The sequence below is a fragment of the Flavobacterium tistrianum genome, from assembly GCF_003254545.1.
Lineage (GTDB): Bacteria > Bacteroidota > Bacteroidia > Flavobacteriales > Flavobacteriaceae > Flavobacterium > Flavobacterium tistrianum.
Genome location: NZ_QJRH01000071.1, coordinates 298,751 through 311,190 on the forward strand (window position 1 = coordinate 298,751; position 12,440 = coordinate 311,190).

7 protein-coding genes are annotated in these 12,440 nt (G+C 35.9%); 1 reads left to right on the forward strand and 6 read right to left on the reverse strand.

The annotated features are described in order from the left end of the window. The first annotated feature begins 62 nt into the window (after positions 1–62). Positions 63–1,304, forward strand: coding sequence for a glycosyltransferase family 4 protein (locus tag DMB71_RS16310; RefSeq protein ID WP_111367875.1), 1,242 nt, complete (start codon positions 63–65; stop codon positions 1,302–1,304). 690 nt (positions 1,305–1,994) lie between these two features. Here DMB71_RS16310 and DMB71_RS16320 read toward each other — a convergent pair. From DMB71_RS16320 to porU, 6 genes are all read right to left on the reverse strand, one after another. Beyond that, positions 1,995–3,842 carry a hydrolase/aminopeptidase gene (locus DMB71_RS16320; RefSeq protein WP_111367879.1) on the reverse strand — a complete coding sequence of 616 codons (1,848 nt, stop codon included), beginning with the start codon at positions 3,840–3,842 and terminating at the stop codon, positions 1,995–1,997. Between the two features lie 91 nt (positions 3,843–3,933). Beyond that, positions 3,934–5,574 carry a pyruvate dehydrogenase complex dihydrolipoamide acetyltransferase gene (locus DMB71_RS16325; RefSeq protein ID WP_111367881.1) on the reverse strand — a complete coding sequence of 547 codons (1,641 nt, stop codon included), beginning with the start codon at positions 5,572–5,574 and terminating at the stop codon, positions 3,934–3,936. 4 nt (positions 5,575–5,578) lie between these two features. After that, complete coding sequence (gene pdhA, locus DMB71_RS16330) at positions 5,579–6,577, reverse strand: pyruvate dehydrogenase (acetyl-transferring) E1 component subunit alpha (RefSeq protein WP_111367883.1); 999 nt, start codon at positions 6,575–6,577, stop codon at positions 5,579–5,581. A 159-nt stretch (positions 6,578–6,736) separates the two neighbouring features. Then, entirely contained in the window at positions 6,737–7,219 is a 483-nt protein-coding gene (gene cdd, locus DMB71_RS16335; RefSeq protein ID WP_111367885.1) for a cytidine deaminase, read from the reverse strand. A gap of 78 nt (positions 7,220–7,297) precedes the next feature. After that, on the reverse strand, positions 7,298–8,503 hold the full coding sequence (porV, locus tag DMB71_RS16340; RefSeq protein WP_111367887.1) for a type IX secretion system outer membrane channel protein PorV: 1,206 nt from the start codon (positions 8,501–8,503) through the stop codon (positions 7,298–7,300). Between the two features lie 40 nt (positions 8,504–8,543). Then, on the reverse strand, positions 8,544–12,380 hold the full coding sequence (gene porU / locus DMB71_RS16345) for a type IX secretion system sortase PorU (RefSeq protein ID WP_111367889.1): 3,837 nt from the start codon (positions 12,378–12,380) through the stop codon (positions 8,544–8,546). Positions 12,381–12,440 lie beyond the last annotated feature (60 nt).

Below are 12,440 nucleotides of genomic sequence, written 5' to 3' on the forward strand. Positions count from 1 at the left end.
TTCAGGAAATTGGGTGCAAATCAGCGGGAAAAAGTATTATTTTGTAATATGAAACAAAGTTTATGAATCAAATAAAAAAACTTTTAATTGTTGGGTTTGTTTGGCCCGAGCCAAAGTCTTCTGCTGCAGGCGGAAGAATGATGCAGTTGATTTCTATTTTCAGGGAAAATGGATTTGAAATTACATTTGCAAGTGCGGCTCAGGATAGCGATTTTATGGTTGATTTGTCTGAATTTGGAGTAATAAAAAGAAGCATCGAACTTAATTCGTCTACTTTTGATGATTTTATTTTAGAATTAAATCCAGATGTTGTTTTGTTTGATCGTTTTATGGTCGAAGAACAATTTGGTTGGCGAGTTGTTGAAAAGTGTCCAAAAGCAATTCGAATTTTGGATACCGAAGATTTGCATTGTTTAAGAACTGCAAGGCAAAAAGCTTTTAAAGAAAATCGCACTTTTGAAATAGAAGATTTACTGTCTGAAGAAGTGGCAAAAAGAGAAATTGCCAGTGTTTTAAGATGCGATTTGTCTCTAATCATTTCTGAATTTGAAATGAATATTCTAAAAGAGGTTTTCAAAATCAATGAAGATTTACTTTTTTATCTTCCTTTTTTGGTTGATGAAATGAATGAAGAAGAATTGCAGAAATTGCCTTCTTTTGAAGAACGTAAGAATTTTGTTTTTATCGGAAATTTTCTTCATGAGCCAAATTGGAATACCGTTCAGCATTTGAAAGAATCTATTTGGCCTTTTATAAGAAAAGATTTTCCAGAAGCGGTTTTGGAAGTTTATGGTGCTTATCCTTCGCAGAAAGTGTTACAATTGCATCAGCCTAAAAATGGTTTTTATATTATGGGAAGGGCAGAAGATGCCAATGAAATTGTGAAAAAAGCCAGAATTGTTTTAGCGCCAATTCGTTTTGGAGCAGGTTTGAAAGGAAAATTATTAGAAGCCATGCAGTGCGGAACGCCAAGTGTAACAACATCTGTTGGTTCTGAAGCCATGCATGCCGATTTGCCTTGGAATGGTTTTATAGAAGATGATTCAGCTGAATTTGCTAAAAATGCTATTGAACTGTATCAAAATGAAAATCTTTGGAAGCAATCTCAGAAAAATGGAATTGCAATCATTAATGAATGCTACCAAAAAAGCAATTATTCTAATCAATTGATTTCACAGGTAAATTCACTTTTGATTGATTCAAAAAGTCATCGTCTTCATAATTTTATGGGAAATCTGTTGCAGCATCATGCATTTAAAAGCACCATGTACATGTCAAAATGGATTGAAGCAAAAAACAAGTAATCAGTAACAGTTTTACAGTAATCGGTAGACTGTAGCTGATTACTTACTTCTTCTGGGTTTAATGCCGTTAATCGTGCCTTGTATTTAATTTTTAATGTTATTATTTGTTTTGTCTTTTGACATTACAAAGTTGCGACGATTGCAGATTTTAAAACAATGTACGCTATGTGATGGATAATTTTTTCTAGTTTTTTGAGGAGCTAATCCAGCTTTCCACTTCAAGTCCTCACTCAAAACCCTGATTTTTCTAAGCCACAAAACGAGCTTCCGTTGGTCGCTGTTTTCTGGCAAGAAAAATCAGGGTTTCAAGCTCTGGGCTTTCCACTTCAATCTGGGCTAGGGCACTCGGTTTCATAAGAATGTTTTCGTTTAGTCTGTCATTTCGACCGAAGGGAGAAATCGCACGCGGAATTCTACAAAGATTGGGTTTATTCTGCATTGTTTCCTGTTTAGTTTGTCATTTCGAGGAACGAGAAATCTCCGTATGTAACTCCGCTACCAGAATCAACAATCTTTGTTGAGCTACTTGCGGAGATTTCTCGTTCCTCGAAATGACAAGATTGTGTTGATTGTTTTGCGGAATTTCTAATGAGATTCCTCGTTCCTCGGAATGACAAATATTGCGAATAAAAAAAGAGTCTGTTCTTTAAAAAAAAAACAGACTCTTTTAAACTTATATTTTTGAAAAAATTATTTCAAAACACTTGCAGCATCCTGAATAGTGGTTGCATGATAACCAGATTTTGCTTTATCAAAAACTTTTTTGGCCCAAACTTTTCCTTCTGGAGTTTTGACCATTTCTTTGTAAAGCATCATGATAGATCCAGTTCTGCTGCTTCCAATTAAGAATTGTTCAATTGCAGAATCAGCAGCTTTGTATTGATGGCGAATTGCCTGAACAAACCATTGACGTTTAATGATAAAATTACCGCCTTTAGTAAAGTTGAATTCTTTATCAATTGCTTCCATTTCTTTTACTGTGATATCAGCTGGAAGATGATCTATAAAATGTTGTTTTTCCGCAGTTGTGGTGATTTTTTTGCTTAAACCAGCAACGCCAGTTTCTCTCCAGCTTTTTTGAATGGCATCAATAGCATCAAATTCTGCTGAACTTACAGGAACGATGTTTGATGGAATTCCCGGTTTGTAAATCCAGTTGTCTAATTGGATTTTATTTGCTAAAGCTTTATCTCCTTTAATAAGATTTTCGTTTAAATACTTTACAAAATCTTCTGTTGTGATAGATTGGAAAGCATGAGAATCGAAATAGTTTTTAATAAACGGATCGAATTTTTCGCGTCCAACGGCATTTTCAATAACTCTTAAAAAAGAATATCCTTTTACATAAGGAATCATGCTAATTCCGTCGTCAGGATTTCTTCCTGTCAAACTAACTTTTAATCTTGTATCTGGATTTGTGTTTCCATATTCAGCAACATTGTCAATCAATTCTTTGTTGGTGATGACGTTTTGCATGTCAAATTCTTTTTTACCAAAAATTGCTTCTCCAATTCTGTGCTCAACGTAAGTAGTAAAACCTTCGTTTAGCCAAATATCATCCCAAGTTGCGTTTGTGACTAAGTTTCCGCTCCAGCTGTGTCCTAATTCGTGTGCTAGTAAGCTTGTAAGCGAACGATCTCCGGCAAGTACTCCTGGAGTTAAAAAAGTCAAGTTTGGGTTTTCCATTCCGCCATAAGGGAAACTTGGAGGTAAAACCAAAACATCATAACGTCCCCATCTGTAAGGGCCGTATAATTTTTCTGCAGCATTTACCATTTTTCCAAGCTCAGCAAATTCGTATGCTGCGCTTTTTAGAACAGAAGGTTCTGCATAAACTCCAGTTCTGTTATCGATTGCTTGAAATTCAATATCTCCAACTGCAATCGCCATTAAATAAGAAGGGATTGCTTTGTCTTGTTTGAAAGTATAAACTCCAGTATCATTTTTCTTCTGCGGATTTACAGCACTCATAACCGCCAATAAATCTTTAGGAACGGTAACTTTTGCATTATAAGTAAAACGAATTCCAGGTGAATCCTGACAAGGAATCCAAGTTCTAGACCAAACACTTTCGCCTTGAGAGAAAACAAAAGGTTTCTTTTTGTCTGCAGTTTGCTCTGGTTTTAGCCATTGTAATGCCACACCGTCTTTAGTTGTATTGTAATAAATATTTACTTTGGTTGTGTTTGGCTCAATGGTGATATGAAGCGGTTTTCCGTGAAATTCTGTGTCTTTTCCAAGCTCAAATTTGGTTTCTTTTTCGTCGTCACCTAAAGTTACTTTTGTAATGTTTAAAGTGTTTTCGTCAAAAATAATTTCGTTTCCTTTACTGATGTTGTCAATTGTCCAAGATGCTTTTCCTGAAATAGTTTCTGTGTCAAAATCAACTTTGATGTCAAGATCAAGATGCTTTGCAACAGCAAGTTCTGGTTTAGAGTAACTGTGTTCGTCTGTAACAGCAGCTGTTTTTTCTGTTTGCTCTTTTTTCTGGCAAGCAATTGCTGTCAGAAATAAAGCGACAAGAATTAGTTTCTTCATTTTGTGAGGTTTTGAATTTGAGGATGAAAATTAAACAAAAAATCCCGTTTTGAATAAACAAAACGGGATTTAATTATAAAATTAACAACGATTACGCCAACATTGTAACTGGGCTTTCGATGTATTGTTTTAATGTTTGTAAGAACTGAGCTCCAGTTGCACCGTCAATTGTTCTGTGGTCGCAAGCTAATGATAGCATCATTGTGTTTCCAACTACGATTTGACCATTTTTAACTACTGGTTTCTCAACAATTGCACCTACAGAAAGGATAGCAGAGTTTGGCTGGTTGATAATTGAATTGAATTCAGTAATACCAAACATACCAAGGTTAGATACTGTAAAAGTACTTCCTTCCATTTCCTGTGGTCCTAATTTTTTGTTTTTAGCTCTTCCAGCAAGATCTCTTACTGAACCACCGATTTGAGATAAACTCATAGCGTCAGTAAATTTCAATACAGGAACAACTAATCCATCTTCAACAGCTACAGCAACACCAATGTTTACGTGGTGGTTGATGATGATAGCATCTTCTTTCCAAGTAGAGTTGATTTTTGGGTGTTTTTTCAATGCTAAAGCACAAGCTTTGATTACCATATCGTTGAAAGATACTTTTGTATCTGGAACGCTGTTGATAGCAGCTCTAGCTTGCATTGCTTCGTCCATACTTACTTCGATCACTAAGTTGTAGTGAGGAGCAGTGAATAAAGATTCAGAAAGACGTTTTGCAATAATTTTACGCATTTGAGAGTTTTTGATCTCTTCTGTGTAAACTTCACCAGCAGGAACAAATACTTTTGGAGCAGCAGGAGCAGATGCTTCTTGTTTAGCAGAAGGAGCAGAAGCAGCAGTTTGTGCTTGCGCAGATGGAGTAAAGTTTTCGATATCGCTTTTTACGATTCTTCCGTTTTCTCCAGATCCTTTAACTTGGCTTAATTGAATTCCTTTGTCAGAAGCGATTTTTTTAGCTAAAGGTGAAGCTAAAATTCTTCCTCCGTTTGAAGTTTCAGCAACAGCTTCTGTAGCTTGTGCAGCAGCAGGTGCAGCTTTTGTTTCTTCAGCAGCAGGAGCACTTGCAGTTGCAGCGCCACCAGCAGTAAAGTTATCAGCAACTCCAGAAATGTCAGTTCCTGCAGGTCCGATGATAGCTAATAAGCTGTCAACAGGAGCAGTGCTTCCTTCTTGAATTCCGATGTATAATAATGTTCCAGCATTGAAAGACTCAAACTCCATAGTAGCTTTGTCTGTTTCAATTTCTGCTAAAATATCTCCTTCAGCTACAGTATCGCCAACTTTTTTCAGCCAAGTTGCTACTGTACCTTCAGTCATTGTATCGCTTAAACGTGGCATAGTTACCACTACAACACCTTTTGGTAGTTCAGCTGCTTTTGCAGGAGCAGCGGTTTCGGTTTTTGCTTCGGCAACAGGAGCATCCGCTTTTGGAGCTTCAGCAGCAGGAGCATTACCGCCAGCTAAAAGAGCAGAAATATCTTCTCCTTCTTTACCGATGATAGCTAATAATGAATCAACCGGAGCAGTTTCTCCAGCTTGAATTCCGATATGTAAAAGAGTTCCTTCATTAAAAGATTCGAACTCCATTGTTGCTTTGTCTGTTTCAATTTCAGCTAAGATATCGCCTTCGCTTACTTTATCGCCTACTTTTTTAAGCCAAGTTGCTACCGTTCCTTCAGTCATAGTATCGCTCAAACGAGGCATTGTTACTTTAATCGCCATGATATTATAATTTATGAGGTGTAAATGGATAGTCTTCTTGTGCGTATACTACATCGTATAATTGTTGTAAATCTGGGTATGGAGATTCTTCAGCAAATTTCGCACACTCTTCAACTAAGTCTTTAACTCTTTGGTCAATTACTTCAATTTCTTCTTCAGTAGCAAATTTTTGATCCATAATTACATCAAGAACTTGAGTAATAGGGTCGATTTTTTTGTACTCTTCAACCTCTTCTTTAGAACGGTATAATTGTGCATCAGACATAGAGTGTCCTCTGTAACGGTACGTTTTCATTTCAAGGAAAGTTGGTCCATCTCCGCGACGAGCTCTTTCGATAGCTTCGTGCATTGCTTCAGCAACTTTTACTGGGTTCATTCCGTCAACAGGTCCGCAAGGCATTTCGTAGCCTAAACCTAATTTCCAGATGTCAGTGTGGTTTGCAGTTCTTTCTACAGAAGTTCCCATTGCGTAACCATTGTTTTCAACGATAAATACAACTGGAAGTTTCCATAACATAGCCATGTTGAAAGCTTCATGAAGAGAACCTTGTCTAGCAGCTCCGTCACCAAAATAAGTTAGGGTAACACCACCAGTATTAAAATATTTGTCTGCAAAAGCAATACCAGCTCCTACAGGAATTTGAGCACCTACGATTCCGTGTCCTCCATAAAAACCATGTTCTTTAGAGAAAATGTGCATAGAACCTCCCATACCTTTAGAAGTACCTGTAGCTTTTCCTAAAAGTTCTGCCATTACGTTTCTAGGATCAACTCCCATACCGATTGGTTGTACGTGATTTCTGTAAGCAGTAATCATTTTATCTTTGGTCAAATCCATAGCGTGCAGTGCGCCAGCTAATACAGCTTCTTGACCATTATATAGGTGTAGAAAACCTCTAACTTTTTGTTGAATGTATAATGCTGCAAGTTTGTCTTCAAACTTTCTCCAAAGCAGCATGTCCTCATACCACTTTAAATATACCTCTTTTGTAACTTCTTTCATCTGAATTCTTTCTTTTGCTAAAGTTGTTTGTGTTATCGATTATTGTGCCTGTAACGCAAAATAGTTTCCTCCCACAAATTTGCGCCCGAAAGGTCGGGATGCAAAAATAAGACATTACATTTAAGAACTAAAATTAAATGACTACTTTTTGGCTTTTTTTTACAAGAACTTTTTATCAAACATCAATGGGAGCAAATTTTTTAAAGATGATGATTTGTAAATTTCACCAATTTCTCCCATAAAAAAGATTTCTATTGGAGTGTCTTGTTTTATCTCATATTCTGCTATTGATTGTCGGCAAGATCCACAAGGCGGAATAGGAGCAGTAGTCTGATTAGTGTCTGAAGCGGCTGTAATTGCCATTTTAAGAATTTTTGCTTCTGGATAAGCACTTCCCGCATAAAAAATAGCAGTTCGTTCAGCACAAAGTCCAGACGGATAAGCGGCATTTTCTTGATTGGAGCCTAAAATAACTTTTCCGTTGTCTAAAAGTAAAGCGGCGCCAACTTTAAACTTCGAATAAGGAGCATAGGCTTTTTTTCTGATTTCTACAGCTTGATTCATTAAATCCTGAATTTCGGCTGGAAGTTCATTTAAATTATCAAATATTGTAAATGAAGAGGTTATATTAATTTCTTTCATCTGTTTATAAGGGAAAAAAAATCCAAATTCCTAAAATGCCGGAATTTGGATTGAATTATTTTTATTTTGAACTTTCTCTTAATAAGTTTCGTATTTGTCTCCAAAGTTAAACGTTAAAGAGAAACGAAGTGTGTTTTCTAAAGGATTTTTTATTTTAGATGCAGAGAATAGGTAAGAAACATCAATTTTCATAATGTTGTATTTAAATCCTGCTCCTAAAGAGAAAAATTGCTTAGCGCCTTTTTCTGGACTTTCGTGATAATATCCTAAACGGAATGCAAAAGCATCTTGGTACATGTATTCTCCAGCAATGCTGTAAGTTACCTCTTTCATTTCTTCTTTAAATCCGCCTGGAGCATCTCCAAAAGATTTGAACATTCCTTGAAACCAACCAATGTCGTTATAGTTTCTATATCCAATATCTGTTGCTTCTTGTTGTGAAATATCTTCAGGATCGTCATAATCTCCGTCACCATTTACATCTACTGGTGTTCCAATTCCTGGAGGAGTTGGAACTAAAAGCTTAGTAAGTTCGGCGCTTAAAGTAAGTTTGTTGTAATCGTCAAAAATAAAATCAAATCCTCCTCCTAATCTTAAATTGGCTGGTAAGAAGTTTGAACTTACATTATCGTGATCATAACTGATCTTTGGCCCCATGTTTTGAAGGTTGATACCAGCTCTCCATCTTCCGTTGAAATCTTGATAAGCAATTTCTTCCGATTGATAAAAAGCAGCCACGTCAACAGCAAATGAACTTGCAGATGTTGCATCAACTTCTTCTGAAGCGACTTTTAAATTTGAGTTAATAAAACGAGCAGCAACTGCCATAGAGAACTGTTCGCTTAATTTAAGTGAATAAGATCCGTCTAAAGCAAATTCGTTTGGATTTACTTCTCGTACGGCCTCATTTGGGTCACCAGTATATCTTAGTTCGATTCCTCCAAAACCAAAATAGCGAAAACTTCCTGCAAAGGCGCTTCGTTCATTGATTTTGTTGTAATATGTGATCTGGCCTAACGAAATGTCATTGGCAAGATCTGTTAAATAAGGGGTGTAACTGATAGAAAGACCTTGCGCATCTTCAGAAAATGCATACTTTGCAGGGTTCCATTGTTGTGAGAAAACGTCAGCAGAAGTGGCTACTCCTTGATCTGCTAAACCAGCTGCTCTAGCATCAGCAGCAACTAATAAAAAAGGTACTCCAGTAACAATAGGCCTTGATTCTTGGGCCTTTGAGCTGTAAATGCTAAAAATACAAATTAGTAAAAGTGATAGTTTTTTCATTTATGGGACTTGTGTTTTGGTGATGCAAATATATATAATATTATAGGATAACAAGCTTTTCGTATTTTTCTGCCTTTTTATTTGTTAAATTAGATTTTACAGTCAGTTTGTAAATATACACTCCTTTTCCGATTTTGTCACCAAAATCGTCTCTTCCATCCCATGTTATTTCTCTTGATAAAAATCCTTCTGTTGTAACGGTTTGATTTTTTGTCCAAACTACTTTTCCTGTAATAGTCATTACTTGAACCTGTACGTCTAATGGCTCATAAGGTCTGTTATGAGAAAACCAAAATTGCGTATAAGTTGAAAATGGATTTGGGTAATTAAGAACGTGTGATAATGTCAGGGAATCGTCTCCTACAACTGTAAATTGAATTTCACTCGTAACGGGATTATTGTAAACATCCCAAGCAGTAAAACTTATAGTATGCAGTCCAGGAGCTAAATTTCGGAAAGGAAAACGTAAATTTCCGTTGGTGTAATCGTCTAATTTTGTTTGATAGTAATCATTCAAAATATAAGGATTGCTTACGTCTCCATCTAAAATAGCGACAATATCATGACCGATTCCACTTGCTGTGTTAATTCCGTTCTCGTCTTCTAAAAATGCCAAAAGAAATGGCGATTCATTTGTGATTCCTCCAGACACAAAAGTTTCATCGTTCATATATAACTTCACTTTCGGACTTATATTGTCCTGAGGTGCATTTTCGTTAATTCCCCCAATTTTGATTGTATTATTGTAGCCAGTTTGGTTCTCTAAAGATTCATTTTTTTTCGCATAAAAACTGATTCTTCCATTGTCAACAGGAATTCTAATGTCTCTAGGAACTACAAAACTAAATTCAAATTGTCCGTTTGTAACAGACGCATTTCCTCTAAAAATGGTTTCTCCTAGAGTTTTAAATTGCATTGGAGGACTAAAACCGTCATTATTTAAGGTCGTATTCGTAATTAGTTTGTCAAAAATAGCAGTCGCCAATTCTCCATTATAATTGCTTAAAAGCGTGTTGTTTTCGTCTGTAATTTCTCCTGAAATTTTGATTTTTGATAATGATTTTAGGTCAGGAATTGCTTGCGAAATCACAATATCATTTACTTTCGTTAAATTAATTCGCGGTTTTGGAATGGCAAGCATCAATGCAGGATCTCCTATATAAAAAACAACATTGCTGGAAGAACTCGGATTTTCATTTTTGGATATTCTTAAAGATTCGGCAATAGTATTGTATTGATTTGAACCATAAGAAAGCAGATTTTTGCTAATTGTTTTATTGAATTCTTCGGCATTTGTCTGTCCAATCTCGCGAACTGTGGTTAACATTGAAATTGCACCTCCTTTTGGGTTCCAATACACGTATTCTCCAGCGGTAGGTCTTGTGGGGTCGTCAAAACGTGAAAATTCACAAGTAATAGTGATAAATAGCGGATATTTATATTGATTGGTAAGGTTTTGTCCGTCAGATTTCTCCCAAATTCTTTCGCTGGCTAAACCATCTTCACCACCATGACCTAAATAATTAAATATTAAAGCGCCTTTTTCAAAAGCATTAAAGAAGTCAGTTCTCGCTTTCGGGTATCGAGATCCTCCCGCAGACGCTTCTTGAGTGTAAGCATCTAGGAAAATTTTATCAATATTAAAAAAAGGCTTTTCAGTTGCGATTTGATCTGCAAGAGCATTTTGATTTGCTTGCAAAGTCTGATCGCCTGGTTTGTCGGAATCGTCGCTAATTAAAACAACATTATTTCTCCAATTCCCATAAGATTTTGTGTCATGATATTCTATGACTTTGTTGACCATTTCTTGAGCTTGTGCGTTGTCTGAAACCAGCATTCTTCCTAAAGCAATATCAATCCCAGCAAGTGACGGAATGATAACTCCTTCGTTAGGATCCATTAGTCCGTAAAAATCATCAGAAGCAAATGAAGCTTCGCCGACAGTATTGCTTATTAAGGATTGATATATAGGTACAATATTAGTGTTGTTTGAAATTCTGTCTTTGTAATCATAAGAAGCATCTCCAAATAAATTTAAGTAACGTACTTTTCTCTCTGTAGAGGAAGCATTGTCATAAATATATTTAACACAATTTCTAATAGCGGCAATGTCTTGTTTGCCAGACGAAAATTCTTGATAGATGTTTTCTAGCGAAATGACTTTTACATTTAAGTGTGAATTGGTTCTATGAAAATTGGCTAATCTCTCCGCTTGAGATGCAAGAGATTTTGGAGTTATTATTACATAATCAATATCCTGAAAAGTATTTTGGCTGTTTCTAAAAAGCGTTCCTTTTAAATTCTGATTGGCAACTTTTGATTGATTTTCTTTTAATGGAGCATAATAATCGGAAGGATCTATTGCAATGTATTTTCTAACCTCTCCTAAATTAGCTTTAAAGCTAAAAGAAGACTGACTTGCAGTTTCAACTTTAGATACATTATATAGATCTGTAACGTCCCAGATTTGTGCTATTCCTGATGCGTTTCCAATTGTATAATTAACAATTCCAGCCGTAGAGCCTGCGGCGTTGTATTGAAAATGAAATTGTTTGCCCGTTCCTAAAAGTTTTCGTTTTGCGGTTAGATTGATGTAGTCTAAGTAGCCTTTTGATCCTGGAACGCCATTATTATTATAGGTAAGCTTTATTTTGATGTTGTCTGTTCCTGTAAATTGAGTATTTGCAGGAAGTTTGCCTATTGTGTATTTTGTGTCAGAGTTCGCTATTAAAGACGGAAAGCTTATAGAGCCTGCATTTTGTCCATTTGCTGTTATGGCGAAAGAAGTAGTGGAAAAAGATGCAGCTGCCGCACTTACCTCTATTTTTACAGGTACAGTGGTGTCTAGGTTTGGAAAACTAAAAGAGAATTCTTGCTCCTGATTGATGTCAAATGATTCTCCGAGCCATTGACGTCCAAGATGCACAATGTTGGTTTGATCAATTTCGTGGTATTGATAGTCATCAAACGTGTTTAGTTCTAAAGTGCTGTTTCCTATGGGTTGATTTAGGTTCTGAATTCGCTTTCCATCACCTCCAGTAACTGTAATATAATAATAGGACTTCGTGTCGTATAAGTTTAAATTGGTTTGGCTTTCTGAATTCCAGTTATCAGTTCCTTCTGCATAAAAAAGAATATAATCTTCATTGTTAAAAACACCGTCGTTTTCGCCAGATATCTGAATTGCATTTTCAGTTAAATCATTTGGATAATAAATGCTGTTGGCAAGAGGAAGCATTCTTCCGCCATTTCCATAAATTTTTATTCTTCTCGGGTCGACTTTGGAAGGGTCAAATCCTAGGCTTTGTAAAAAAGACCTATCTATTTTATAAACTCCTGATTTCTGAACGTAAAACCGATACCATTCTCCTGAAGCCAGAACAGAATTTACAATTGCCGCAGATTTTTGAAATGAAGAAGCTGAAGCAGTCCGTGCAGTTGAATTATTAATAAAGTAGGAAAAGGACTTTATGCGTTTGTAATTGTTTCCTTCCCTAATTATAGGAGAAAGAGAAAGGAAAGAATATTGTATGTCTCTTGCGTTTGTAACTATTACCGATTCATTTGGTTTTTCAGGAATGTTTTCAGGTGCTAAATCGCCTAAATCAACTCTGGAAATTGATTCGTAAACAATGTTGCTAATTTGTGCTGAATTACCGTTTGAAAGGCCACGCTGGTTTAAGTTTTGAAGCAACATTATGCTTTTTTTTGTAATGTCGAAACGAAAACTGCTTCCTGAGAAGTACGGAATTATGATTTTGTTTTCGCCATAATTTACCTCTTTTTTATTTTGCCAATCGATTGTTATAGCCCCATTTGTCTGTGAAAACGAGAGAATTGGAATTAAAAAAAAGTAAATTAGGTATGCTTGCTTCATCGGTTAAAAAGGCGAAATTTAATTAAAAAATAATTAGTAAGTAAAAATATAGTATTTCAT